Origin of the sequence: Streptomyces sp. NPDC051183, from assembly GCF_040682455.1 — a bacterium.
Classification (GTDB): Bacteria; Actinomycetota; Actinomycetes; order Streptomycetales; family Streptomycetaceae; genus Streptomyces.
This window is the reverse complement of the sequence record NZ_JBFBBA010000012.1, coordinates 165,611-191,558: the sequence shown is the minus strand read 5'-3', so window position 1 is coordinate 191,558 and position 25,948 is coordinate 165,611. Positions and strand designations below refer to the sequence as shown.

The window sequence follows — 25,948 nt, the reverse complement described above, 5'->3', positions numbered from 1 at the left end:
CAGATGTGGAAGCCCGGTAACGGGTGGAGCTGACTGGTACTAATAGGCCGAGGGCTTGTCCTCAGTTGCTCGCGTCCACTGTGTTAGTTCTGAAGTAACGAACCGTGTCATCGTCCGGTTGGTCAACTTCATAGTGTTTCGGTGGTCATAGCGTTAGGGAAACGCCCGGTTTACATTCCGAACCCGGAAGCTAAGCCTTTCAGCGCCGATGGTACTGCAGGGGGGACCCTGTGGGAGAGTAGGACGCCGCCGAACAACCCGCCCTTTTAGCTCAGTCGGTAGAGCGTCTCCATGGTAAGGAGAAGGTCAACGGTTCGATTCCGTTAAAGGGCTCCGACAGAAAGGCCCCCGCCTCTTGGCGGGGGCCTTTTTTGTTTTCACGGCCTCAGTGGAGTCGGTCGGCCGCGGTCTCGACGAAGGCACGGACCGCGGCTTCGAACTCGGTCTCGATGGCGATCAGCGCCTGCCGGTCGCTCGCGTGGGAGATCTCGTCGAGCTTGCCGGATATCGCGTCCATCAGGGGGTACAGAGCCGCGTCGGAGGCGACCAGTTGGAGGCGGAACGCCGCCGTTTCGGCGGCGGCCCCCAGCCGGTCGCTCTCCAAGAAGGCCTCCCGCAGGGGCTCCTCGTCGCGGGCGTGGTGGCGGCCGCGGAACCACATGGTGATTTTCGTGCGTTTGAGGTCGGTGACGGCCGCCGCGTAGCCGCCGTACGCGGCCAGTAGTTCCTGGCGGACGCGCTCCGCCCGGGCAAGGACCTCGGCGCGTTCGGCGGTGCGGCGCTGGAAGACGTAAGTGCTCAAGGAGCCGATCAAGGTGCCGGCGACGGCCACCAAGCTGGCGAAGACTGTGTCCACGGCTGCGAGTCGACCACGGGCGGACACAGGTTGGCCACGGCCCCGCCAGACACCGCCTAGTCGCCCGTGCGCTGCTCCGGGACGCGGAAGGCGAGGATCGCCATGTCGTCCGAGGCCGGTTCGGCGGCGAAGCGCTCCACCGCCCGCAGGACGCGGGAGGCCACGGCGCCCGCGGTGAGGCCCGTACAGGTGGTGAGGACCTCGGCGAGGCCGTCGTCGCCGAGCATGCGGGTGCCCTCGCGGCGTTCGGTGACGCCGTCCGTGACGCACAGCAGGACGTCGCCCGGGTCGAGGGTGAGGGTCTGCTCGTAAAGCTCCAGGTCGTCGAGTACGCCGAGCAGGGGCTGCGGGTCCGCCGCCGCGGTGACCTCGCCGTTCGGGCGCAGGCGCAGCGGGAGCGGGTGGCCGGCGCAGACGACCTTCATCAGGGCGCCGCCGTCGGGCTGGGGGTGGAGCTCGCCGTACAGGAGGGTGAGGAAGCGGCTGCGGGCGCCCTCGTCGAGGATCGCGGCGTTGAGCCGCTCCAGCACCGCCGGGCCGCCCAGGCCCTCGCGGGCCAGGAGACGCAGGGCGTGCCGGGCGAGGCCCGTGACGGCGGCCGCCTCGGGGCCCGTACCGCAGACGTCCCCGATGGCGAAGCCGTACGCGCCGTCGCGGATCGGGAAGACGTCGTAGAAGTCGCCGCCCACCTCGTTGCCCTCGCCGGCGGCGCGGTAGATGACCTCGACCTCCATGCCGGGGATGGCGGGGGAGCCGGGCGGCAGCAGGCTGCGCTGGAGCGAGCGGCTGATGGCGGTGCGCTCGGAGTAGAGGCGGGCGTTGTCCAGGGCGAGGGCCGCCCGGCGGGAGAGGTCCTCGGCCAGTTCGAGGATCTCCTGGCGGAAGTGCTCCTCGCTGGGCTTGCCGAGGGTGAGCATGCCGATCACGCGGTTGCGGGCGAGGAGGGGGAGGACCACCGTCTCGCCGCCGACCGCGAGGGCAGTCTCCGGCCAGGGGCGGGCGCCGGCCTCGCGGACCGGTTCGGGCGGGCTGACCCGGGAGAGCAGGGCCTTGAGGCCGTCGATGCGTTCCTCGTCCTCGTGCAGGACGTAGGAGAGGTACGGGTCGGAGGACTGGTCGGCGATCGTGTAGACGGCGCACCAGGTGGCCAGGGTCGGGACGGTCATCTGGGCCATGAGGGCCAGGGTCTGGTCCCGGTCGAGGGTGCCCGCGAGCAGGTCGGAGGCCTCGACGAGGAAGGAGAGGGAGCCGCGGCGCAGTCGTTCCAGCTCGCCGAGGCGGGCGGACTCGACGGCGAGGGCGATGCGGTCGGCGGCGAACTGGAGGCGCAGGGCCTCGTCGTTGGAGTAGCGGCCGGGGACTTCGGCGGCGACGCCGAGGGATCCGGTCAGGCGGCCTTCGACCTTGAGGGGGACGGTGACCACGGAGCGCATGCCGGTGGCTTCCAGGAGCGGGACGGCTCCGGGGACGGCGGAGAGGTCGTCGTGGACGGCGGGCATGCGGGCGGAGCCGTAGCGGTTGGTGCCGGCCTCGACGGGGACGCGGGCGAAGCGCTGGCGGGTGGAGGGCAGGCCGGTGGTGGCGCGGACCTCCAGCTCGGTCTCGTCGTCGGTGGCGAGCAGCAGGAAGGCGGCGTCGGCGTCGAGGAGGTCCCGGGCGCGTTCGACGGTGCGCTGGAGGAGGCCGTCGAGGTCGTCGGGGGCGGGGGAGCCGATGAAGATCTCGAAGGGGTCGGCGGTACGCGGTTCGGTGTGCTGGCCGTCGGTGGCCGGCACTCGTACGGGGGTCTGGAGCAGGGCGCGCTCGTCGTCATGGACGAGGAGGCAGACGGTGGAGGGCTCCCCGTGGGCATCGCGTACCCGGAGGTGGGACGCGTAAACGGGGATGACCCGGCCGTCGGCGCCGCGGATGCCGTAGCTGCCCTCCCAGCGGGACAGGCGCAGGGCCTCGGCGACGCCGGTGCCGGTGCCGGGCGTCTGCGGCCAGGCGGCGAGTTCGGCGAGGGGGCGGCCCACGGCCTTGGCGGCGGGGTGGCCGAAGATGATCTCGGCGTCCTCGTTCCAGGCGCTGACGCTGTCGGTGGCGTCGATCTGCAGGACGGCGACGCGCACCCGGCTGTCGGCGAGCGGCAGCAGCTGGTCGGGGACGACGGGGCCGGCGGAGCGGGTACCGACCGGACGGTCCGGGAGGTCGAGCCGGAACCACACGTGTTTGTGGGTGGCGGTGTACTCGACGCCCCAGCGGGTGGCGAGGGCCGCGCAGAGCATCAGCCCGCGGCCGTTCTCGCGGTCGGGATCGGCGTACGGGCGCTCGCCGGGGTGCTGGAGGGGGAGCTCGCGCTCGGGGTAGCGGTCGGCGACCTCGACGCGGACCCCGTCGCCGGAGCGCAGGCACAGGACCTCGGCGCGGGTGCCGGCGTGGACCACGGCGTTGGTGACCAGCTCGCTGGTGAGGACCACGGCGTCGTCGACGATGTCCGCGAAGCCCCAGCCCTGGAGCGTGTCGCGGACGAACGCGCGGGCGGCGGCGACGGAGCGCCCTAGGGGATCGAAACTGGCAGCCGCCCGTGCCGTGATCACGAGTCTCCTTCGACGCGGTTGGACATCGGGTGCCAGGTTACTTACCTTCGCGGTCGGCATGGTGCCGTCGTCGGGGATTCCACCCGCAGGGTGCGGCCGGTGTGCGATGGTGCCGAAGTGTTATGGCCGGGTTCGGCCAGGGTGAAACACTGGGCAGGCTTGAAGAGCCGGGCAGGAACACTCGATGTCCGGTGGAACAGCGGTCGACCCTTTCGGGAGGGACACGGTGGAGTCTGGCGCAGCGGTGCGGCGAACGGGAACGCGCCCGAAGGGCGGCCGGTCCCGGCGGAGCGGCACGACGGAAGTCGACGCGGCCGCTCTGAACCGGCTGCTCACGGCGCTGGTGTCGATGCGGGACGGGAACTTCCGCAAGCGGCTGACGGTGTCCGGCGAGGGCGTGATGGCGGAGATCGCCGCCGTCTACAACGAGGTCGCCGACCGCAATCTCCACCTGACCGGGGAGCTGTCCCGGGTCCGGCGGATGGTGGGGCGCGAGGGCAAGCTGAGCGAACGGCTGGAAACGGGTGCCTGTGAGGGCTCCTGGGCGGCCGCGATCGATGCCTCGAACCAGCTGGTGGACGATCTGGCCCGGCCGGTGTCCGAGGTGGGCCGGGTGCTGTCGGCGGTGGCCGAGGGTGACCTGGACCAGCGGATGGACCTGCGGACCCAGACGGCGGACGGGGCCGGGCATCCGCTGCGCGGGGAGTTCCTGAAGGTCGGGCGGACGGTCAATAACCTGGTCGACCAGCTGTCGGCGTTCACCGACGAGGTGACGCGCGTGGCGCTGGAGGTGGGTACCGAGGGCAAGCTCGGCGGCCAGGCGCAGGTGCGCGGGATGTCGGGTTCCTGGAAGGATCTGACCGACTCCGTCAACACGATGGCGTACCGGCTCACCGCTCAGGTGCGTGACATCGCTCTCGTCACGACGGCGGTGGCGAAGGGCGATCTGTCGCGCAAGGTCACGGTGCACGTGGCCGGCGAGATGCTCCAGCTGAAGAACACCGTCAACACGATGGTGGACCAGCTGTCCTCGTTCTCCTCCGAGGTGACCCGGGTCGCCCGCGAGGTGGGTACGGAGGGCGAGCTGGGCGGCCAGGCGAAGGTGCCCGGGGTCGCGGGCGTGTGGAAGGACCTCACGGACTCCGTCAACACGATGGCGGGCAACCTGACGGCGCAGGTGCGCGGGATCGCGCAGGTCACTACGGCCGTTGCGAACGGTGACCTGTCGCAGAAGGTCAGGGTGAGCGCGCGCGGCGAGGTCGCACAGCTGGCCGAAACGATCAACCAGATGACGGAGACGCTGCGGACCTTCGCGGACGAGGTCACGCGCGTGGCGAGCGAGGTCGGGGCCAAGGGAACGCTCGGCGGCCAGGCGCAGGTGCCGGGGGCGGCCGGTACGTGGAAGGACCTCACCGATTCGGTGAACACGGTCTTCCGCAACCTGACCACGCAGGTGCGTGACATCGCGACGGTGACGACCGCGGTGGCCAACGGCGATCTCTCGCAGAAGGTCACCGTCAATGTGGCCGGCGAGATGCTGGAGCTGAAGAACACCGTCAACACGATGGTGGACCAGCTCCAGTCCTTCGGTGCGGAAGTGACGCGGGTGGCCCGTGAGGTCGGCGTCGAGGGTGAACTGGGCGGCCAGGCGCAGGTGCCGGGGGCCGCCGGGACGTGGAAGGACCTCACCGACTCGGTGAACACCGCCTTCCGCAACCTCACCGGGCAGGTGCGCAACATCGCGCAGGTGACGACGGCGGTGGCCAACGGCGATCTGTCGCAGAAGGTCACCGTGGACGTCTCGGGCGAGATGCTCCAGCTGAAGAACACCGTGAACACGATGGTGGACCAGCTGTCGTCCTTCGCCGACCAGGTCACGCGGATGGCCCGGGACGTGGGTACGGAGGGCCGGCTCGGCGGTCAGGCCCGGGTGGAGGGGGTCTCGGGCACCTGGAAGGAGCTCACCGACTCCGTCAACTTCATGGCCGGCAACCTGACCTCGCAGGTACGGCAGATCGCCCAGGTGACCACGGCGGTCGCGCGCGGTGACCTGTCGCAGAAGATCGACGTGGACGCCCGCGGCGAGATCCTGGAGCTGAAGAACACCATCAACACGATGGTGGACCAGCTCTCCGCCTTCGCGGAGCAGGTGACCCGGGTGGCCCGGGACGTGGGTACGGAGGGCCGCCTCGGCGGCCAGGCGCAGGTGCCCGGGGTGGCCGGGGTGTGGCGCGACCTGACGGACTCGGTGAACGGCATGGCCGGGAACCTGACCTCGCAGGTGCGCAACATCGCGCAGGTCGCGACGGCGGTGGCGCGCGGTGACCTGTCGCAGAAGATCGACGTGGACGCCCGGGGCGAGATCCTGGAGCTGAAGAACACCCTCAACACCATGGTCGACCAGCTGTCGAACTTCGCGGAGCAGGTCACCCGGGTGGCGCGCGAGGTGGGTACCGAGGGCATCCTGGGCGGCCAGGCCGAGGTGAAGGGTGTCTCGGGCACCTGGAAGGACCTCACCCAGTCCGTCAACTTCATGGCGAACAACCTGACTTCGCAGGTGCGCAACATCGCCGAGGTGACGACGGCGGTCGCGATGGGCGACCTCTCCAAGAAGATCACGGTCGACGCCAAGGGCGAGATCCTCGAACTGGTCACCACGGTCAACACGATGGTGGACCAGCTGTCCTCCTTCGCGGAGCAGGTGACGCGGGTGGCCCGCGAGGTGGGCTCCGAGGGCATCCTGGGCGGTCAGGCCCGGGTGCGCGGGGTCACGGGCATCTGGAAGGACCTGACGGACAACGTCAATCTGATGGCCAACAACCTGACCTCCCAGGTGCGCAACATCTCCCAGGTCTCGGCGGCCGTCGCCAACGGCGACCTGACGAAGAAGGTCACGGTCGAGGCGCGCGGCGAGGTCGCGCAGCTCGCGGACACCGTCAACACGATGGTGAAGACGCTGTCGTCCTTCGCCGACGAGGTCACGCGCGTGGCCCGTGAGGTGGGTACGGAGGGCCGTCTGGGCGGCCAGGCGCACGTGCCGGGGGTTTCCGGGACGTGGAAGGACCTCACCGACTCGGTGAACTTCATGGCCTCCAACCTCACCGGCCAGGTGCGGCAGATCGCCATGGTCACGACCGCCATCGCCAAGGGCGACATGACCAAGAAGATCGACATCGATGCGCGCGGCGAGATCCTGGAGCTCAAGACGACCATCAACACGATGGTCGACCAGCTGTCCTCCTTCGCCGACCAGGTGACCCGCGTGGCCCGCGAGGTGGGTACGGAGGGCATCCTGGGCGGCCAGGCCCGGGTGCGTGACGTCGACGGCACCTGGCGGGACCTGACGGAGTCCGTGAACGAGATGGCCGGGAACCTCACCCGGCAGGTGCGTGCCATCGCGGCCGTCGCCACGGCCGTGACCCGCGGCGATCTGAACCTCAAGATCGACGTGGACGCCGCGGGCGAGATCCAGGTCCTCCAGGACAACCTCAACACGATGATCGCCAACCTGCGCGACACGACCCTGGCCAACAAGGAGCAGGACTGGCTCAAGGGCAACCTCGCCCGCATCTCCGCCCTGATGCAGGGCCGCCGCGAGCTCGACGACGTGGCCTCGCTGATCATGAGCGAGCTCACCCCGGTGGTCTCCGCGCAGCACGGCGCGTTCTTCCTGGCGCTGCCGGCCGGCGGGACCACCGAGATCGGGACGGAGGGGGGCGCGGACGGCGCGTACGAGCTGCGGATGCGCGGGAGCTACGCGTACGCCGGGGGCCAGATGCCCACCTCCTTCCGGCCGGGGGAGGGGCTGATCGGGACGGTCGCCGAGGAGAAGCGGACGATCCTCGTCGAGAACACCCCGCCCGGTTACCTGAGGATCTCCTCGGGGCTCGGGGAGGCGCCGCCGGCGCATGTGATCGTGCTGCCGGTGCTGTTCGAGGGGAAGGTGCTCGGCGTCATCGAGCTGGCCTCCTTCCAGCCCTTCACGCAGATCCAGAAGGACTTCCTCAGCCAGATCGCCGAGATGATCGGTACGAGCGTCAACACCATCTCCGTCAACTCCAAGACGGAGATGCTGCTCAAGCAGTCGCAGGAGATGACCGAGGAGTTGCGCGAGCGCTCCGACGAGCTGGAGAACCGGCAGAAGGCGCTCCAGGCCGCCAACGCGGAGCTGGAGGAGAAGGCCGAGCTGCTGGCCCAGCAGAACCGGGACATCGAGGTGAAGAACACCGAGATCGAGGAGGCCCGGCAGGTCCTGGAGGAGCGTGCCGAGCAGCTCGCGGTCTCGATGCGCTACAAGAGCGAGTTCCTGGCGAACATGTCGCACGAGCTGCGTACGCCGCTCAACTCGCTGCTGATCCTGGCCAAGCTGCTCGCGGACAACGCGGACGGCAACCTCTCGCCGAAGCAGGTGGAGTTCGCCGAGACCATCCACGGCGCGGGTTCCGACCTGCTCCAGCTGATCAACGACATCCTCGACCTGTCGAAGGTCGAGGCCGGGAAGATGGACGTCTCGCCGACCCGGATCGCGCTGGTGCAGCTCGTCGACTACGTGGAGGCCACCTTCCGGCCGCTGACGGCGGAGAAGGGCCTGGACTTCTCGGTACGGGTCTCCCCGGAGCTGCCCGCGACCCTGCACACGGACGAGCAGCGGCTGTTGCAGGTGCTGCGCAACCTGCTGTCGAACGCGGTGAAGTTCACCGACGGCGGGGCGGTGGAGCTGGTGATCCGGCCCGCCGGGGCCGATGTGCCGCAGGCGATCCGCGAACAGCTGCTGGAGGCCGGTTCGCTGCGCGAGGCGGACGCGGACCTGATCGCCTTCTCGGTGACGGACACCGGCATCGGGATCGCGGCGAGCAAGATGCTGGTGATCTTCGAGGCGTTCAAGCAGGCCGACGGCACCACGAGCCGCAAGTACGGCGGCACGGGCCTCGGGCTGTCGATCAGCCGGGAGATCGCCCGGCTGCTGGGCGGGGAGATCCACGCGGCGAGCGAGCCGGGCCGCGGGTCGACCTTCACGCTGTACCTGCCGCTGCACCCGAGCGAGCTGCCCCCGCAGGGGTACGCGCCGCCCACGCCGGGCGGCGGCCGCGGGGAGCCGTACCGCAGGCACGTCGAGGAGGCGCGGCCCGTGCTGCCGCCGGCCCCGGCCGTGGCCGCGGTCGAGCAGGCCCTGGCGGCGCCGGTCGCCAACTCCCAGCCGGTGGCGCTGCCGCGGGGTGCGGAGCAGGGGTCGTCGGCGCTGTTCCGGCGGCGGCGCAAGGCGCTGAGCGAGCCGGTGCCGCGGGCGGAGGTGCCGGGGCAGCCGGAGGCGGAGGCCTGGGCGCTGGAGGACGTACTCCCGGTCGTACCGCGGACGTACGACTTCCACGGCGAGCGGGTACTGATCGTGGACGACGACGTGCGCAACGTCTTCGCTCTCACCAGCGTGCTGGAGCAGCACGGGCTGGCCGTGCTCTACGCGGAGAACGGGCGGGAGGGCATCGAGGTGCTGGAGCAGCACGACGACGTGGCGGTCGTGCTGATGGACATCATGATGCCGGAGATGGACGGGTACGCGACGACCTCGGCGATCCGGCGGATGCCGCAGTTCGAGGGGCTTCCGATCATCGCGCTGACGGCGAAGGCGATGAAGGGCGACCGGGAGAAGGCGATCGAGTCCGGTGCCTCGGACTACGTCACCAAGCCGGTCGATCCTGACTACCTACTGTCGGTCATGGAAGGGCATATGCGGGGTAAGTGAGCACGGATCCGGCAGCACGGGGGGATGGTCGAGGGGCCACACAGGGAACCTTCTGCTCTCCCACCACGTTTCTGCTTCGTGCACAGTGACATCTTGGTGACAGGGTGTGGCGATCTCGGGACTGGGGCTACGATGACCGGCACAAGGGCGGACGGCGCAAGGATGCCGTCCTCTGGGGCGGGGCCCGGCGTACACGCCGGTGCCAGGAGCCGGGGAGGCCCCATGCCGGGGCGAGGAGGACAGGGCATGGTGCAGAAGGCCAAGATCCTCCTGGTCGACGACCGGCCGGAGAATCTGCTGGCGTTGGAGGCCATCCTCTCCGCGCTCGATCAGACACTGGTCCGGGCGTCGTCGGGGGAGGAAGCGCTCAAAGCGCTGCTGACGGACGATTTCGCGGTCATCCTGCTGGATGTGCAGATGCCGGGGATGGACGGGTTCGAGACGGCCGCGCACATCAAGCGGCGGGAACGCACCCGGGACATCCCGATCATCTTCCTCACCGCGATCAACCACGGTCCGCACCACACCTTCCGCGGTTACGCGGCGGGCGCGGTCGACTACATCTCCAAGCCCTTCGACCCGTGGGTGCTGCGGGCCAAGGTCTCGGTCTTCGTCGAGCTGTACACGAAGAACTGCCAGCTGCGGGAGCAGGCGGCGCTGCTGCGGCTCCAGCTGGAGGGCGGCGGCTCCAACGGCGACGGCAGCAAGGAGACGGCCGGACTGCTGGCCGAGCTCTCCGCGCGGCTCGCGGCCGTCGAGGAGCAGGCCGAGGCGCTGACCAAGCAGCTCGGCGAGGACTCGGCCGACGGGGCCGTCGTGGCGACCGCGGCCCACTTGGAGCGCAAACTGACCGGACTGCGGCGGGCACTCGACGCCCTGGAGCCCGGGACCGGGGGCGCCGCGCCGGTGCTGCCCGCCCAGGGTTAGGCCGGGGCCGGGCGTCTCCTCCCGATCCCTTCCGCACTTCTCCAGGCGTGCCCCCGGCTCCGGCTGGGGGCACGTCAGGTCTGGCGGTCCGTCAGCATCCGTCAAACCGCGGGCGGGCGGGGCGACACGAACGGGTGAAGGGGTGGGCACGCGTGTCCACCGGCGTGGACACCGGTAACCTCGGGCCCATGGCCTCAAGTACGTCCGGTAAGGGTTCCCAGAGCACCGCGGGCACCGCGAAGGGCCGCACCGGCCGTACTCCGGCGCCGGCGAAGAAGGCGGCAGCCGCGCGCAAGCCTCCCGCGAAGAAGGCCGCGGCCGCCAAGCGCGCCCCCGTCAAGAAGGTCGCGCCCAAGCCCGCGCCGTCCCCGACCGGCGGCGTGCTGCGGCTGGTGCGCGCCCTGTGGCTCGGCTGCGCGCACGCGGTCGGCATGGTGTTCCGCGGGGTCGGCCGGGGCGCGAAGAACCTCGATCCCGCCCACCGCAAGGACGGGGTCGCGCTGCTGCTGCTCGCCCTCGCGCTGATCGTCGCCGCCGGGACCTGGTCGAATCTGAACGGTCCGGTCGGGGATCTGGTCACCATGCTGGTCACCGGCGCCTTCGGACGCCTCGACCTGCTCGTGCCGATCCTGCTCGGGGTCATGGCGGTACGTTTCATCCGCCATCCCGAACAGGCCGACGCCAACGGCCGCATCGGCATCGGGCTCTCCGCGCTCGTCATCGGAGTCCTGGGGCTCGTGCACATCGCCTGCGGCGCCCCCGGGCGCGACGAGGGCACCACCGCCATGCAGAACGCGGGCGGGCTCATCGGCTGGGGCGCCTCCAAGCCGCTGATCTTCACCATGGGCGCGCCGCTGGCGGTGCCGATGCTGGTGCTCCTCACCGTCTTCGGGCTGCTGGTCGTCACCGCGACCCCGGTCAACGCCGTCCCGCAGCGGCTGCGCGGGCTCGGCATCCGGCTCGGGATCATCGCGCCGAACGAGTACGACGAGGGCTACGGGGACGACGCCGAGAGCGGTGGCGCCGAACGGCACGATCCCGAGCAGTGGCGGGCCCGTACGGGCTCCGGCGCCGGGGCCGCGAGCGGAGGCGGACCGGGGGACCCCGACACCGCCGAGGAGGAGGCGCTCGCCCGGCGGCGGCGCCCGCGGCGGTCCTCCTCCCGGCCGGCCATGGACCGGGAGATGGACGCCATCGACGTGGCCGCGGCGGCCGCCGCCGCGCTGGACGGCGTGGTCTACGGCGGAATGCCGCCCTCCCCGCTCGTGGCCGACCTCACGCACGGCATCTCCGCCGAGCGCGGCGGCGTGGAGATCACCGCTCCGGTGCCGCCCGCCCGGGAGGAGACCCCCAGGGCCCCCGCCGCGTCGGCGCCTGCCGCGCCGGCCGCCGCCGAGCCGCCGCACGCCACCACCGCCGCGGCCTCCGGGACGCTGTCGGTGCCCGACCTGACCAAGGCGCCGCCGGAGACCCAGCCGCTGCCGCCCCGCGCCGAGCAGCTCCAGCTGCGCGGGGACATCACGTACGCCCTGCCGTCGCTGGACCTGCTGGAGCGCGGCGGGCCCGGGAAGACCCGTAGCGCCGCCAACGACGCGGTCGTCGCCTCGCTGACGAACGTCTTCACGGAGTTCAAGGTCGACGCGAAGGTCACCGGCTTCACCCGCGGCCCGACGGTCACCCGCTACGAGGTGGAGCTGGGCCCGGCGGTGAAGGTCGAGCGGATCACGGCGCTGGCGAAGAACATCGCCTACGCCGTCGCCTCCCCGGACGTGCGGATCATCAGCCCGATCCCGGGCAAGTCGGCCGTCGGCATCGAGATCCCGAACACCGACCGCGAGATGGTCAACCTGGGCGACGTCCTGCGTCTCGCGGACGCGGCCGAGGACGACCACCCGATGCTCGTCGCGCTCGGCAAGGACGTCGAGGGCGGCTACGTGATGGCCAACCTGGCGAAGATGCCGCACGTGCTGGTCGCGGGCGCCACCGGCTCCGGCAAGTCCTCCTGCATCAACTGCCTGATCACCTCGGTGATGGTCCGGGCCACCCCGGAGGACGTGCGGATGGTGCTGGTCGACCCCAAGCGGGTCGAGCTGACGGCGTACGAGGGCATCCCGCACCTGATCACGCCGATCATCACGAACCCGAAGCGGGCCGCCGAGGCCCTCCAGTGGGTCGTGCGCGAGATGGACCTGCGCTACGACGACCTGGCCGCCTTCGGCTACCGGCACATCGACGACTTCAACCAGGCGATCCGGGACGGCAAGATCAAACTGCCGCCGGGCAGCGAGCGCGAGCTCAGCCCGTACCCGTACCTGCTGGTGATCGTCGACGAGCTCGCCGACCTGATGATGGTGGCCCCGCGGGACGTGGAGGACTCCATCGTCCGCATCACCCAGCTGGCCCGCGCGGCCGGCATCCACCTCGTGCTCGCGACCCAGCGGCCCTCGGTGGACGTGGTGACCGGTCTGATCAAGGCGAACGTGCCCTCGCGGCTCGCCTTCGCCACCTCCTCGCTCGCCGACAGCCGGGTCATCCTCGACCAGCCGGGCGCCGAGAAGCTCATCGGAAAGGGTGACGGACTGTTCCTGCCGATGGGTGCGAACAAGCCCGTCCGCCTCCAGGGCGCCTTCGTCACCGAGGACGAGATCGCCGGGATCGTGCAGCACTGCAAGGACCAGATGGCGCCCGTCTTCCGGGACGACGTCACGGTCGGGCAGAAGCAGAAGAAGGAGATCGACGAGGAGATCGGCGACGACCTGGACCTGCTGTGCCAGGCGGCCGAGCTGGTGGTCTCGACGCAGTTCGGCTCGACCTCGATGCTCCAGCGCAAGCTGCGGGTGGGCTTCGCCAAGGCGGGGCGGCTCATGGACCTGATGGAGTCGCGGGGGATCGTCGGCCCGAGCGAGGGTTCGAAGGCGCGCGACGTCCTGGTCAAGGCCGACGAGCTGGACGGTGTGCTCGCCGTCATCCGTGGGGAGACTCCCGGCCAGTAGTGCTGTGTCGGAAAGGTTGGACGGGCAACCGTTTCCGTTGGGCCCGCGTCCAGTTGAGCAAGGCGGCGGCACAGCCGCGGCGGGGCGTACGGGGACCTACAGGACCCCGGGCGGCCGCGTCGTACGGGACCACGCGCGGCACCACGTGCGGGGTCGGGCCGCCGCACCGGTGAGGGCGTCCGGTCGCCATTCGGATGGCGTAGGAAGTCCACCCTCCGGTTGCTCCACCCTTTCGTACCCCCCCTAGACTGGACATCCAGCAGGTGGCTACACGCTCGAAAGGCGCCCACGTGTCCATCGGCAACTCCAACTCCCCCGAAGACGAGCGGCCTTCGACCGACGACCGGTCCGAGGACCGCATCGTCGAACGCTCCGTCGAAGAGCCGTCCATCGGGACGGCCCTCAAGAAGGCCCGGATCGCCGCCGGGCTCACCGTCGACGAGGTCAGTTCCGCCACCCGCGTGCGCATCCCGATCGTGCACGCGATCGAGGACGACGATTTCACGCGGTGCGGCGGCGACGTCTACGCCCGCGGCCACATCCGTACGATCGCCCGCGCCGTGCACCTCGATCCGGCCCCCCTGATCGAGAGGTACGACGCGGCCCACGGCGGCCGGCCGGCACCCACACCAGCCGCGCCCATGTTCGATGCCGAGCGGATCCGCCCCGAACGGCAGCGGCCCAACTGGACCGCCGCCATGGTCGCCGCCATCGTCGCGGTGATCGGCTTCGTCGGCTTCACGGCCTTCGGCGGCGGCGACGAGAAGGCCAAGCGGCCGGTGGCGGAAGGTTCCGTCTCCCCGCAGCCCGCCCCCAAGCAGTCCGGCGGCAAGCCGTCCGGCCCGCCCCAGCAGACCCCGCAGCAGCCGCAGGCCCCCAAGCCGGAGCCTTCGGACAGCGCCATCGCCGCCGCGCCCAAGGACCTCGTCACGGTCGTCCTGACGGCCGACACCGGCGAGAGCTGGATCTCGGCGAAGGACCACAGCGGCCGGCTGCTCTTCGACGGAACCCTCACGCAGGGCGAGTCGAAGACCTTCACCGACAAGGAGTCCATCGACCTGGTGCTCGGCGATGCCGGGGTCGTGAAGCTCTTCGTGAACGGCAAGGAGATCCAGGACGAATTCCAGCCGGGTCAGGTGGAACGCCTCACATACACCAAGGACGATCCGCGTCAGGGAGCGGCCCAGGCGGGCTGACCTGGCCTTGGCCCGGGCGCCCCGCAAGCGCTGAAGCTGTGATTCCGGATCCCCGGGGTGCCGCGCCGCACCCCGGGGATCTTGCTGTGCCGGTGCTCCGGCCGGACTTGGGGGAGGGGCCGACGCCGGGACGAAGTAGTCTTGAGTCCATGCCCGAACGCCGTACCGTCGCCCTTGTCACTCTTGGCTGCGCCCGTAACGAGGTGGACTCGGAGGAGCTCGCAGGCCGCTTGGCGGCGGATGGCTGGGAGCTCGTCGAGGACGCCGCCGATGCGGACGTAGCCGTCGTCAACACCTGTGGCTTCGTCGAAGCCGCCAAAAAGGACTCCGTAGACGCCCTGCTGGAAGCCAACGATCTCAAGGATCACGGCAAGACCCAGGCCGTCGTCGCCGTCGGCTGCATGGCCGAGCGCTACGGCAAGGAACTCGCCGAAGCGCTCCCCGAGGCCGACGGGGTCCTCGGCTTCGACGACTACGCCGACATCTCCGACCGCCTCCAGACCATCCTCAACGGCGGCATCCACGCCTCCCACACCCCGCGCGACCGGCGCAAGCTGCTGCCGATCAGCCCCGCGGCCCGCCAGGACGCCGAGGTGGCACTTCCCGGCCACGCGCAGGAGCCCGCCGAGGCCCCGGCCGAGGCCCCCGCCGACCTGCCGGACGGGCTCGCCCCCGCCTCCGGGCCGCGCGCGCCGCTGCGCCGCCGCCTCGACAAGAGCCCGGTCGCCTCGGTCAAGCTGGCCTCCGGCTGCGACCGGCGCTGCTCCTTCTGCGCCATCCCGTCCTTCCGCGGCTCCTTCATCTCCCGCCGTCCCAGCGACGTGCTGGGCGAGACGCGCTGGCTCGCGGAGCAGGGCGTCAAGGAGATCATGCTGGTCTCCGAGAACAACACCTCGTACGGCAAGGACCTCGGCGACATCCGCCTGCTGGAGACCCTGCTGCCCGAGCTGGCCGAGGTGGACGGCATCGAGCGCGTCCGCGTCAGCTACCTGCAGCCCGCCGAGATGCGGCCCGGCCTGATCGACGTACTGACCTCGACCCCCAAGGTCGTGCCGTACTTCGACCTCTCCTTCCAGCACTCGGCCCCCGACGTGCTGCGCGCCATGCGCCGCTTCGGGGACACCGACCGGTTCCTGGAGCTGCTGGACACCATCCGCGGCAAGGCCCCGCAGGCCGGCGTCCGGTCCAACTTCATCGTCGGCTTCCCCGGCGAGAAGGAGTCGGACTTCGCCGAGCTGGAGCGTTTCCTCACCCACGCGCGGCTCGACGCCATCGGCGTCTTCGGCTACTCGGACGAGGACGGCACCGAGGCGGTCACCTACGACCACAAGCTGGACGAGGACACCATCGCCGAGCGGCTCGCGCACATGCAGCGGCTCGCCGAGGAGCTCACCTCGCAGCGCGCGGAGGAGCGCATCGGGGAGACCCTGGAGGTACTCGTCGAGACGGTCGTCCCCTTTGACGAGGCCGACGAGGGCGAGGGTGCCTACGGGCGGGCCGCCCACCAGGCGCCCGAGACCGACGGCCAGGTCGTCTTCACCGACGGCACCGGTCTGGTCCCCGGACGTATCGTGACGGCCAAGGTGGTCGGCACGCTGGGCGTGGACCTCGTGGCCGAGCCCCTGGACCTGGAATTTGAGGAGGCGGCCGGATGACCGGAGTCCCGGCATCTGCGGCGGGCGGGACCGGCCGCCGGCCCGCGCCCGGCGCGAAGCTGGGGGCTGCGGCGGTCAATCAGGCCAGCCTGTGGAACATCGCCAACATCCTGACGATGATCCGGCTCGTCCTGGTGCCGGGATTCGTCCTGCTGCTGCTCGCCGACGGGGGCTACGACCCCGTCTGGCGGGCGCTGGCCTGGGCGGCGTTCGCCGTCGCCATGATCACGGACATCTTCGACGGGCACCTCGCCCGTACGTACAACCTGGTCACGGACTTCGGGAAGATCGCCGACCCCATCGCCGACAAGGCGATCATGGGGTCGGCTCTGGTGTGTCTGTCGTGGCTCGGCGACCTGCCCTGGTGGGTGACCGGTGTGATCCTCGGGCGGGAACTCGGGATCACGCTGATGCGTTTCTGGGTCATCCGGTACGGAGTGATTCCGGCCAGCCGGGGCGGCAAGCTCAAGACCCTGGCGCAGGGGACGGCGGTGGGCATGTACGTGCTCGCACTGACCGGGCCGCTGGCGACCCTGCGCTTCTGGGTGATGGCGGTGGCGGTCGTGCTGACCGTCGTCACCGGTTTGGACTACATCCGCCAGGCCGTGGTGCTCCGGCGCCAGGGCCTGGACGCGGAGCGAGCCGCGTAGTGACGGACGGGGCGGGGGATTCTGCAGTGGCCCGTGAGGCGGAGCGGAATCTCGCGGCCGCCGAAGCGGTCGCCGCGGACGTCCTGCGGACCCTTGCGGAGAGTGACGAGACGCTCGCCGTGGCGGAGTCGCTGACCGGCGGGATGGTGGCCGCGGTGCTCACGTCCGTCCCCGGCGCCTCGCGGTCCTTCCGGGGTTCGGTCACGGCGTACGCGACGGAGCTCAAGCACCGGGTGCTGGGAGTGGACGCCGCGCTGCTGGCGGCCGAAGGCGCGGTGAACGCGCAGGTCGCCGAGGAGATGGCGGCCGGGGTGCGCCGCGTGCTGGGCGCCTCGTGGGGCATCGCGACGACCGGAGTGGCCGGCCCCGACCCCCAGGACGGGCAGCCGGTGGGCACGGTTTTCGTCGCCGTGGCGGGTCCGGGAGGCAGGAAAACGGCCCGGCTGAGGTTGAACGGCTCCCGCGCGGAAATCCGTAGGGAGAGTGCACGGACAGTGCTCGAACTTCTCTCGAGCGAACTCCGCGAGAATCTGCGGGGGCAGGATACGGAACAGAACGGGGGGATTTGATGTTTGCAGCCCTGAGTGAACACGACATCGCTCCCCGCACGGCCGCGGCGCGAGGCGGTACGGTGGGGCGTGAAGGTTACGGCTACACGGTCAGAGGAGGGAGCCACCGATGATTCTGCTCCGTCGCCTGCTGGGTGACGTGCTGCGTCGGCAGCGCCAGCGCCAGGGCCGTACTCTGCGCGAAGTCTCCTCGTCCGCCCGAGTTTCGCTCGGCTATCTCTCCGAGGTGGAGCGGGGGCAGAAGGAGGCATCCTCCGAGCTGCTCTCCGCGATCTGCGACGCGCTTGACGTACGGATGTCCGAGCTGATGCGCGAAGTCAGCGACGAGCTGTCGCTGGCGGAGCTGGCACAGTCGGCCGCGGCAAGCGAACCGGTGCCTGCGCCGGTCCGCCCGATGCTCAATTCGGTATCCGTGGCCTCGGTCACGGGTGGCCCGGAGCGGGTGACCATCAAGGCGCCCGTGGAAGCGGTGAATGTCGTAGCCGCGTGAGTCGCACGATTGCCTGAGCGTGTGAGTGTGGCCGGAGCCCCGGTCGGTGCGTGACGCACCGACCGGGGCTCCCGGCCGTTCTGGGTGCGGGGGCCGAGGGGGTGCGGGAGGATGGGCCAGTCCGGGTACCCGGCCCCTGGAGGTGGCCGTGCGGCGGTTGGAACGTATACCTGCGGGCCTGGCCCTCGCGCTGGCGGTGGGGGTCCTGTGGTGGTGGGCCGTGCTGCGGCTGGTGCTGGAGCCCGCGGACTCCGGGCCCGTGGAGGGCGTGGTGGCGGTCGGCGGGTGGGGGCTGGGGGTGCTGCCGGTGCACTGCCGGCCGGGGCCGGGGGCGGGGGCGCGTCGTCGGTCGCGGTCGGGGCAGGCCTGGGGAGGCTCGGGGCGGAGAGGCACCGGACGGGGAGGCACCGGGCGGGGGACGGGAGCCGGCGGGGCGGCGGCTACCAGGGCATCGACACTCCACCGTTCGGGCGAAGAATCTGGCCCGTCATGAAGGACGAGGCGTCCGAGGCGAGGTAGAGCACGGCCTGGGCGATGTCCTCGGGCTCGCCGACCCGGCGCAGCGGGGACATCCGGGTCATCGCCGCCTCCGTCTGCTCCTGGACCTCGGGGCTGTGGCGGCCGGTCATCGGAGTGCGGATCCAGCCGGGCGCGACGGCGTTGACGCGGATGCCGTGCGGACCGGCCTCGGTGGCCAGGGTCTTCGTGAGCTGGACGACGGCCGCCTTGGCGGCGCTGTAGCAGAGCAGGCCGGGCTGGGCGGCGTCCACGGCGCCGGAGGCCATGGTGACGATCGATCCCGGGCGGCCCGCCGCGATCATGGAGCGGGCGGCCTCCTGGCAGGTGCGGAGCACCCCCTTGAAGTTGATGTCGAGGATCCGGTCGAGGTCCTCGTCGGCGGTCTCCAGGACGCTGCTGGTGTGCATGACCCCGGCTATCGCGGCGGCGATGTCGAGCGGACCGGCCGCCGCGACGGCTTCCCTGACGCGGGCCCGGTCGGTCACGTCGAGGGCGTGGACGGTGGCGGTGCCGCCGGCCTTGGTGATCAGGGCCGCCGTCTCGGCCAGGCCCTGCTCGTCACGGTCGGCGCAGTGCACGTGCGCGCCGGCCTCGGCGAGGAGCACGGCGGTGGCACGGCCGATGCCGCTGGCGGCGCCGGTGACGAGGGCGGTACGGCCGGAGAGGTCGTACGAGGCGGCGGGCTTCGCGGTGGGCTTTTCGGTGGGCTCTTCGGTGGGCTCTTCGGTGGGTGTGGGCATGGCGGGACCGTACGGCCGTATCTGACGGACCGTCAACGGGTGGGGGGTCGTGACTACGGCGTGGGCCCGGACTGGCAGCGGGGGCACCAGTACGTGGGCCGGGCGTCCTGGGGAGCTTCGCGGACGGGTGTGCCGCAGCGCAGGCAGGGGCGGTGGGCGCGGCCGTAGACGAAGAGGTCCTGGCCGGGGCGGCGGCTGCCGGTGGTGTTGCGGCGGGGGTACGGGCCGGTGGTGTTCGCGGCGAGCAGCCGGTGCGCGGCGGCGGCCAGGCGGGGGAGCGTGGTCTGCGGGAGTGCGCCGACGGGGGTCCAGGGGGTGACCTGGGCGAGGAAGCAGAGCTCGCACTTGTAGATGTTGCCGATCCCGGCGAGGTTGCGCTGGTCCAGGAGGGCCTCGCCGAGGGGGCGCTCGGGGGCGGCGGCGAGGTTGGCCGCGGCCGTGTCGGGGTCCCAGTCCGGGCCGAGGAGGTCGGGGCCGAGGTGGCCGACGACTTCGGCCTCGTCGGAGGTGCGGATCAGTTCGAGGACGGGGAGGCGGTAGCCGACGGCGGTGTGCGTCTCGGTGCCGAGGATGGCGCGGATCTCGTGGGCGGGGCCGCCCCGCCATTTCGCTCCCGCGGGGAACACGTGCCAGGCGCCGTCCATGCGGAGGTGGCTGTGGAGGGTGAGCCCGCCGGCGGCATCGCCGGTGCCGTTGCCGTTGCCCGTGAACCGGGCGAGGAGGTGTTTGCCGCGGGGGACCACGTTGAGGGTGGTGCGGGTGGTGAGGTCGACCGTGGCGAGGCGGGGGGTGCGGAGGTCCGAGCGGGTGAGGCGGTGGCCCGCCAGGGCGGCGTGGAGCCGGGCCGCTGCGCGCCAGACGCTGTCTCCTTCGGGCATGCCGCCATTGTCGCTCCGCTCGGGCCCGGGTTGCGGCGCGGCGGCGCCCCGGCGCCTCGGGCCCCCGGCGGCTGGGCCGTCTCCGGGCGCGCCCGCGCCGGGTGGCCGCCCGGGCCGGGTCCCGGGGTCTGGTGCCTCGGCCGTCGGGGTGGGGTCTTCAGGCGGGGCCGTGTCCGGGCGGGGTGCCTGGGGCCGGGTCCCGGGGTGGTGCCTCGGCCGTCGGGGTGGGGTCGCTGGGCGGGGCGGTGCCCGGGTGGGGTGCGGTGGTGCCGTCCCTGGAGCCCAGCGGCTCGGGACCCGGCTGCCTTTGGGTACGCCCCCGGGAGCGGCGTGGTGGTGCCGGCCCCCGGGGGCGAAGGTGGCTGGTGCCGTCTCCTGGCGTGCCCGGGCCCGGGGTTGCTCTGTGCGGGGCGGGGTGTGGTTGCCCGGGTTGGGGCCCGAAGTCTTGTGCCTCGGGCGGGAAGTGACTGGTGCCGCCCTTTGGTGTGCCCGTGTTTGGGGAGCTCGCCCCCCGGGGGCCTCCCGGGTCTCCGGGTCTCCGGGTCTGGGGCCCGGTGGGGCCGGGGGCGGCTGGTGCCGTCCCCTGCGTGCCCGTGCCGGGAGGGTGTGGGCGGGGGTACCGCCGGAGGTCACGGGCGGAGGCGGAGGCCGCGGGGGGTGGCGTGGAAGCCCGCGGATTCCAGGGGTGGGCCCAGGGGGGAGGTGAGGGAGGGGGCGGCGTTGATGCGTTCCACCGTGAGGGCGGGGAGGGTGCCCGCGCGGGAGGCGGTCGCGAGGGCCGCCACGGCCGCGGTCAGGCGGGGGTCGTCGGCTTCGGGCCAGGCCAGGAGGGTTTTGCCGCCGCGCTCCAGGTAGAGGGTGAGCTCGCCGTCCACCAGGACGACGAGGGAGCCCGCCTTGCGGCCCGGCTTGTGGGTGGCGCCCGCCGGGGGCTCCGGCCACGGCAGGGCCGCGCCGTACGCGTTCGCCGGGTCGGCGGCCGCCAGGACCACCGCCGCGAGCGGGGGCGGCGTCCGCTCCGCGGCCCGGAGCCGGTCCACCGCGCCGTCCATCGCGAACTGGGCCGCACCCAGCCCCTCGACCACATAGCCCCGGCGGGCCTGGCCGCTGTCCTCGAACGCGGACAGGATCCGGTAGACCGCGCTGAAGCCGCCCTCGACCCCCTCCGCCGCGACCGCCCCGCGCGTGACGACGCCGTGGCGGTCCAGCAGGGTGCGGGCCAGCGCGTGCGCGCGATGGGTCGGGTCGGGGGCAGCGGCCGGGAGGAGGGACCACCGCCCGGCGACCGTGGGCGGCCCGGTGCGGGAGACGGTCGAGCTGAGCGTGCCGTAGCGGCCGCGCGGGATCGTACGCCTCGCGCGGTGGGCGGTGGCGCCCGCGGTGCGGCCCGAGCCGAGGAGGGAGCGCAGCGGGGACAGGGTGTCGTTGGTGAGCCGCCCCGACCAGGCCAGGCCCCACAGGGCCGAGGACAGGTCCAGGTCCGAGGCCTCCGGGTGGCGGGCGCGGACGGAATCGGTGATCTGGCGGAAGAACAGGCCGTAACCGCCGGCGAGGGAGTCGAGGACCGCCTGGTGGAGCGGGCTCAGCTCCAGCGGGTGCGCCGGCGGCAGCAGCAGCGGTGCCGCTTCGGCCAGGTAGAGGGAGATCCAGCCGTCCTTGCCCGGCAGGGCGCCCGCACCGGCCCAGACCACCTCGCCCGAGGCGGTGAGCTCGTCCAGCAGGTTCGGGGAGTACCCCGCGACCCGGGACGGCAGGATCAGCCGCTCCAGCGCCGACGCCGGCACCGGGGCGCCCTGGAGCTGCTCGATCGCGCGGGCCAGGCCGTCGATGCCGCGCAGCGCCCCGCCCAGGTGCTGCCACTGCGGAAGGAAGGTGGCCAGCGAGGTCGGCGGGACCGGCTCCAGCTCCTGGCGCAGCGCGGCCAGCGAGCGCCGGCGCAGCCTGCGCAGCACGGTGGCGTCGCACCACTCCTGGCCGATGCCCGCCGGGTGGAACTCGCCCTGGACCACCCGCCCGGCCGCCGCCAGCCGGTGAAGCGCGCCGTCCGTCACCGCCGCGCCCAGGCCGAAGCGGGCGGCGACGGCGGCCGTCGTGAACGGCCCGTGGGTACGGGCGTACCGGGCGAGGAGGTCGCCCAGCGGGTCCTTGACCGGCTCGGTGAACGCCTCCGGGACCCCCACGGGCAGGGCGGTGCCCAGAGCGTCCCGCAGCCGGCCCGCGTCCTCGATCGCCGCCCAGTGGTCGAGGCCGCCGATCCGCACCCGGATGGCCCGGCGGGCCGCCGACAGGGCCTCCGCCCAGGACGGGTCCGCGCCGCGCGCGGCCAGTTCCCCGGGGGTGAGCGGGCCCAGCAGGCGCAGCAGGTCGGCCACCGACTCGGCGTCCCGGGCCCGCCGGTCCTCCGTCAGCCACTGGAGCTCCCGCTCCAAGTCCTCCAGCACCTGCGCGTCGAGCAGTTCGCGCAGCTCCGCCTGGCCGAGCAGTTCGGCCAGCAGCCGGGAGTCCAGGGACAGCGCCGCCGCCCTGCGCTCGGCGAGCGGCGAGTCGCCCTCGTAGAGGAACTGGGCGACGTACCCGAAGAGGAGGGAGCGGGCGAAGGGGGAGGGCTCCGCGGTGGTGACCTCGACGAGGCGGATCCGGCGCGCCTCGATGTCGCCCATCAGCTCGGTCAGGCCGGGCACGTCGAAGACGTCCTGGAGGCATTCGCGTACGGCCTCCAGCACGATCGGGAACGAGCCGAACTCCGAGGCCACCTGGAGCAGCTGGGAGGCGCGCTGGCGCTGCTGCCACAGCGGGGTGCGCTTGCCCGGATTGCGACGCGGCAGCAGCAGGGCGCGCGCCGCGCACTCGCGGAAGCGGGAGGCGAACAGGGCGGAGCCGCCCACCTGGTCGGTGACGATCTGGCTGACGTCGCCGTGGTCGAAGGCGACGTCAGCCGCGCCCAGCGGGGCCTGTTCGTCATCGAACTCGAAGGTGGCCGTGTGGGCGGGGTCGTGGTCCAGGAGGTCCATGGACAGCAGGTCCGCGTCCGGCAGGCGCAGCACGATGCCGTCGTCCGCATGCATCACCTGCGCGTCCATGCCGTACTTCTCGGCGAGTCGGGCGCCCAGCGCCAGCGCCCACGGCGCGTGCACCTGCGCGCCGAAGGGGGAGTGGACCACCACCCGCCAGTCGCCGAGCTCGTCGCGGAAGCGCTCGACGACGATCGTCCGGTCGTCGGGGACGTGCCCGCAGGCCTCGCGCTGCTCGGAGAGGTACGCCAGTACGTTCTCCGCGGCCCAGGCGTCGAGGCCGGCCGCCAGCAGGCGCAGCCGGGCGTCTTCCGCGGTGAGGCCGCCGAGCTCGCGCAGGAACGCGCCGACCGCGCGGCCCAGTTCGAGCGGGCGGCCGAGCTGGTCGCCCTTCCAGAACGGCAGCCGGCCCGGCACCCCGGGGGCGGGGGTGACCAGGACCCGGTCGCGGGTGATGTCCTCGATGCGCCAGGAGGTGGTGCCCAGGGTGAACACGTCGCCCACGCGGGACTCGTAGACCATCTCCTCATCGAGCTCCCCGACGCGGCCGCCGCCCTTCTTCGGGTCCGATCCCGCGAGGAAGACGCCGAAGAGCCCGCGGTCCGGGATGGTGCCGCCGGAGGTGACCGCGAGGCGCTGGGCGCCCGGCCGGCCGGTGATCGTGCCGGCCACGCGGTCCCACACCACCCGGGGTCTGAGCTCGGCGAACGCGTCCGACGGATAGCGGCCCGCGAGCATGTCCAGCACCGCAGTGAACGCCGACTCCGGCAGCGCGGCGAAGGGCGCCGCCCGCCGGACCAGCGCGAGCAGGTCGTCCAGCTGCCAGGTGTCCATCGCGGTCATCGCGACGAGCTGCTGCGCGAGGACGTCGAGGGGATTGGAGGGGATCCGCAGGGACTCGATCGAGCCGGTGCGCATCCGCTCGGTGACCACGGCGGCCTGGACGAGGTCGCCGCGGTACTTGGGGAAGACCACCCCGGTGGAGACCGCGCCCACCTGGTGCCCGGCCCGGCCGACGCGCTGGAGCCCGGAGGCCACCGACGGCGGGGACTCCACCTGCACCACCAGGTCCACCGCGCCCATGTCGATGCCCAGTTCGAGACTGGAGGTGGCGACCACGGCGGGCAGCCGGCCCGCCTTCAGGTCCTCCTCCACCAGCGCCCGCTGCTCCTTGGACACCGAGCCGTGGTGCGCGCGGGCCAGCAGCGGCGGTGCGCCGTGGGCGGCGCCCGACTGGGCCATGATCTCGGCCGGCGGCGAGCCTTCGGGCAGCTTCTCGCCCATCGCCCGCTCGTACGCGATCTCGTTCAGCCGGTTGCAGAGCCGCTCCGCGAGCCGGCGGGAGTTGGCGAAGACGATGGTGGAGCGGTGGGCCTGTACGAGGTCCGCGATCCGCTCCTCGACATGCGGCCAGATCGAAGGCTTGTCGCCGCCCTCGCGGCCCTCGGTGGCGGGGGAGCCGCCCAACTCGCCCATGTCCTGGACCGGGACGACGACCGACAGGTCGAACTCCTTGGCCGACGGCGGCTGGACGATCTCCACCTTGCCGCGCGGCGCGAGGTACCGGGCCACCTCGTCGACCGGACGGACCGTCGCCGACAGCCCGATCCGGCGGGCCGGGCGCGGCAGCAGCTCGTCCAACCGCTCCAGGGAGAGGGCCAGATGGGCTCCGCGCTTGGTCCCGGCGACCGCGTGCACCTCGTCCAGGATCACCGTCTCGATCCCCGACAGGGCCTCGCGGGCGGCCGAGGTCAGCATCAGGAACAGCGACTCGGGCGTGGTGATCAGGATGTCCGGCGGGCGCGTGGACAGCGCCCGGCGCTCGGCGGGCGGGGTGTCGCCGGAACGGATCCCGACCCGGATCTCCGGCTCGGGCAGCCCGAGGCGCACCGACTCCTGCCGGATTCCGGTCAGCGGGCTGCGCAGATTGCGCTCCACGTCCACCGCCAGGGCCTTCAGCGGGGACACGTACAGCACGCGGCAGCGCTTCTTCGCCTCGGCCGGGGGCGGGGTCGAGGCGAGCTGGTCGAGGGCCGCCAGGAACGCGGCCAGGGTCTTGCCGGATCCGGTGGGAGCCACGACGAGCACGTCCGAGCCCTGCCCGATCGCCAGCCAGGCGCCCTCCTGCGCGGTCGTGGGCCCGGCGAAGGCCCCCGTGAACCAGGAGCGGGTCGCGGGGGAGAACGAATCGAGCGCGGTACCGGACATGCCCCCATCGTGCACCCGGCCACTGACAACGGGCCGGACCTGCGATAACACCCCCGCCGGGCGGGGCGCAGAATGGGGGGATGGGGACGGACGAGGGGCGCGGGGAGTGGGCCCGGCACTGGCAGTACGCGGAACTGCCCGGGCTGGACCTGCTCCGCGCCCACTACGTACGCCACACCTTCCCGCGCCACGCGCACGACGGGTACGTCATCGCGGCCGTCACCGGCGGCATCGAGGAGATCGGTCTGCCCGGCACCACCGTGCGGGCCGGACCCGGCAGCGTGGTTCTGATCAACCCCGAGGTGCCGCACTCCGCGCGCGCCGGGGTGCCCGAGGGGTGGGCGTACGCCACCCTCTACCCCTCCCGGGAGCTGATCACCGAAGTCGCCGCCGAGATCGGCACCCTGCGCGGGACCCCCGGCTTCACCGCCGACATGGTCGCGGACGCGCAGGGCTCGCGGGCCATAGCCGAGGTGCACCGGGCCGCCGAGGCGGGGAACGCGCTGGCCGCCGACACGCTGCTGCGCGGTGTGGTAGCGCGGATGCTCAGCCGGCACGCGGGCCCGCTGCCCGCCCGTACGACGCGGCGCGCGGGCGCCGCCGACGCCGCGCGGGCCCGGGCCGTACTGGAGGAGCGGATGGCGGAGCCGCCGTCGCTGGAGCAGCTCGCGGCGGAGCTGGGCACGAGCCCGTTCGCGCTGCTGCGGGCCTTCCGGGAGCAGTACGGGATGCCGCCGCACACCTGGCTGACCGACGCCCGGGTCCGGCGGGCGCGCCGGCTGCTCGACGCGGGTACCGCACCGGCGGAGGCGGCCGTCGCGGTCGGCTTCACCGACCAGCCGCACCTGAACCGGCACTTCACCCGGATCGTGGGGGTCCCGCCGGGCGCCTACCGGCGGGGGCGGGCGGTCTAGACCCCCGCCGTCCAGACCCGCCC

At 72.3% G+C, this 25,948-nt stretch carries 15 protein-coding genes, 1 tRNA gene and 1 rRNA gene; 12 read left to right on the top strand and 5 right to left on the bottom strand.

Annotated features, from left to right (window positions below):
• Window positions 1–137 precede the first annotated feature (137 nt).
• Window positions 138–255 (top strand): 5S ribosomal RNA (rrf, locus tag AB0M99_RS13760).
• Between the two features lie 5 nt (window positions 256–260).
• Window positions 261–333, top strand: a tRNA-Thr gene (locus AB0M99_RS13755).
• A 52-nt stretch (window positions 334–385) separates the two neighbouring features.
• On the opposite strand, the gene AB0M99_RS13750 is transcribed toward AB0M99_RS13755, so the two are convergent.
• The gene (locus AB0M99_RS13750) at window positions 386–856 is read right to left on the bottom strand and encodes a hypothetical protein (RefSeq protein ID WP_365919803.1); all 471 of its coding nucleotides are present in this window, start codon (window positions 854–856) and stop codon (window positions 386–388) included.
• A 56-nt stretch (window positions 857–912) separates the two neighbouring features.
• Complete coding sequence (locus AB0M99_RS13745; RefSeq protein WP_365919801.1) at window positions 913–3,495, bottom strand: SpoIIE family protein phosphatase; 2,583 nt, start codon at window positions 3,493–3,495, stop codon at window positions 913–915.
• A gap of 124 nt (window positions 3,496–3,619) precedes the next feature.
• Between AB0M99_RS13745 and AB0M99_RS13740 the strand changes: the two genes are divergently transcribed.
• The 9 genes from AB0M99_RS13740 (at window position 3,620) to AB0M99_RS13700 (ending at window position 18,148) form a co-directional block, all read left to right on the top strand.
• Window positions 3,620–9,175: a HAMP domain-containing protein gene (locus tag AB0M99_RS13740; protein ID WP_365919799.1), complete on the top strand. Its 5,556-nt coding sequence runs from the start codon at window positions 3,620–3,622 to the stop codon at window positions 9,173–9,175.
• 246 nt (window positions 9,176–9,421) lie between these two features.
• Window positions 9,422–10,102: a response regulator gene (locus AB0M99_RS13735; protein ID WP_365919797.1), complete on the top strand. Its 681-nt coding sequence runs from the start codon at window positions 9,422–9,424 to the stop codon at window positions 10,100–10,102.
• A 188-nt stretch (window positions 10,103–10,290) separates the two neighbouring features.
• Entirely contained in the window at window positions 10,291–13,095 is a 2,805-nt protein-coding gene (locus tag AB0M99_RS13730) for a DNA translocase FtsK (protein ID WP_365919796.1), read from the top strand.
• A gap of 290 nt (window positions 13,096–13,385) precedes the next feature.
• Window positions 13,386–14,291 (top strand): RodZ domain-containing protein, encoded by a 906-nt coding sequence (locus AB0M99_RS13725; RefSeq protein ID WP_365919794.1) that lies wholly within the window; start codon window positions 13,386–13,388, stop codon window positions 14,289–14,291.
• Window positions 14,292–14,440: 149 nt separating this feature from the next.
• Entirely contained in the window at window positions 14,441–15,946 is a 1,506-nt protein-coding gene (gene rimO, locus AB0M99_RS13720) for a 30S ribosomal protein S12 methylthiotransferase RimO (protein WP_365919792.1), read from the top strand.
• The gene (gene pgsA / locus AB0M99_RS13715; RefSeq protein ID WP_365919790.1) at window positions 15,943–16,596 is read left to right on the top strand and encodes a CDP-diacylglycerol--glycerol-3-phosphate 3-phosphatidyltransferase; all 654 of its coding nucleotides are present in this window, start codon (window positions 15,943–15,945) and stop codon (window positions 16,594–16,596) included. Before rimO ends, pgsA begins: the two co-directional genes overlap by 4 nt.
• An 83-nt stretch (window positions 16,597–16,679) precedes the next feature.
• Complete coding sequence (locus AB0M99_RS13710; RefSeq protein WP_365919827.1) at window positions 16,680–17,165, top strand: CinA family protein; 486 nt, start codon at window positions 16,680–16,682, stop codon at window positions 17,163–17,165.
• A 109-nt stretch (window positions 17,166–17,274) separates the two neighbouring features.
• Entirely contained in the window at window positions 17,275–17,655 is a 381-nt protein-coding gene (locus AB0M99_RS13705) for a helix-turn-helix transcriptional regulator (protein ID WP_007266936.1), read from the top strand.
• A 157-nt stretch (window positions 17,656–17,812) separates the two neighbouring features.
• Window positions 17,813–18,148 carry a hypothetical protein gene (locus AB0M99_RS13700; RefSeq protein ID WP_365919788.1) on the top strand — a complete coding sequence of 112 codons (336 nt, stop codon included), beginning with the start codon at window positions 17,813–17,815 and terminating at the stop codon, window positions 18,146–18,148.
• Here AB0M99_RS13700 and AB0M99_RS13695 read toward each other — a convergent pair.
• From AB0M99_RS13695 to AB0M99_RS13685, 3 genes are all read right to left on the bottom strand, one after another.
• A complete protein-coding gene (locus tag AB0M99_RS13695; RefSeq protein ID WP_365919786.1) occupies window positions 18,096–18,914 on the bottom strand; it encodes an SDR family NAD(P)-dependent oxidoreductase in 819 nt (272 codons plus the stop codon). The two genes, AB0M99_RS13700 and AB0M99_RS13695, sit on opposite strands and share 53 nt — an antisense overlap.
• 53 nt (window positions 18,915–18,967) lie before the next feature.
• Entirely contained in the window at window positions 18,968–19,792 is an 825-nt protein-coding gene (locus AB0M99_RS13690) for a DNA-formamidopyrimidine glycosylase family protein (RefSeq protein ID WP_365919785.1), read from the bottom strand.
• Window positions 19,793–20,421: 629 nt separating this feature from the next.
• Window positions 20,422–25,011: an ATP-dependent helicase gene (locus tag AB0M99_RS13685; RefSeq protein WP_365919783.1), complete on the bottom strand. Its 4,590-nt coding sequence runs from the start codon at window positions 25,009–25,011 to the stop codon at window positions 20,422–20,424.
• A gap of 80 nt (window positions 25,012–25,091) precedes the next feature.
• On the opposite strand from AB0M99_RS13685, the gene AB0M99_RS13680 reads away from it, so the two are divergent.
• A complete protein-coding gene (locus AB0M99_RS13680) occupies window positions 25,092–25,925 on the top strand; it encodes an AraC family transcriptional regulator (RefSeq protein WP_365919781.1) in 834 nt (277 codons plus the stop codon).
• Window positions 25,926–25,948: the final 23 nt, after the last annotated feature.

What these genes read in the sequence shown, in the direction of transcription:
- AB0M99_RS13740 (WP_365919799.1), top strand. Translation starts at nt 3,620, where the DNA reads ATGTCCGGTGGAACAGCGGTCGACCCTTTCGGGAGGGACACGGTGGAG.
- AB0M99_RS13745 (WP_365919801.1), bottom strand. Translation starts at nt 3,495, where the DNA reads ATGCCGACCGCGAAGGTAAGTAACCTGGCACCCGATGTCCAACCGCGT.
- AB0M99_RS13735 (WP_365919797.1), top strand. Translation starts at nt 9,422, where the DNA reads ATGGTGCAGAAGGCCAAGATCCTCCTGGTCGACGACCGGCCGGAGAAT.
- AB0M99_RS13685 (WP_365919783.1), bottom strand. Translation starts at nt 25,011, where the DNA reads ATGTCCGGTACCGCGCTCGATTCGTTCTCCCCCGCGACCCGCTCCTGG.
- AB0M99_RS13705 (WP_007266936.1), top strand. Translation starts at nt 17,275, where the DNA reads ATGATTCTGCTCCGTCGCCTGCTGGGTGACGTGCTGCGTCGGCAGCGC.
- pgsA (WP_365919790.1), top strand. Translation starts at nt 15,943, where the DNA reads ATGACCGGAGTCCCGGCATCTGCGGCGGGCGGGACCGGCCGCCGGCCC.
- AB0M99_RS13690 (WP_365919785.1), bottom strand. Translation starts at nt 19,792, where the DNA reads ATGCCCGAAGGAGACAGCGTCTGGCGCGCAGCGGCCCGGCTCCACGCC.
- rimO (WP_365919792.1), top strand. Translation starts at nt 14,441, where the DNA reads ATGCCCGAACGCCGTACCGTCGCCCTTGTCACTCTTGGCTGCGCCCGT.
- AB0M99_RS13680 (WP_365919781.1), top strand. Translation starts at nt 25,092, where the DNA reads ATGGGGACGGACGAGGGGCGCGGGGAGTGGGCCCGGCACTGGCAGTAC.
- AB0M99_RS13730 (WP_365919796.1), top strand. Translation starts at nt 10,291, where the DNA reads ATGGCCTCAAGTACGTCCGGTAAGGGTTCCCAGAGCACCGCGGGCACC.
- AB0M99_RS13695 (WP_365919786.1), bottom strand. Translation starts at nt 18,914, where the DNA reads ATGCCCACACCCACCGAAGAGCCCACCGAAGAGCCCACCGAAAAGCCC.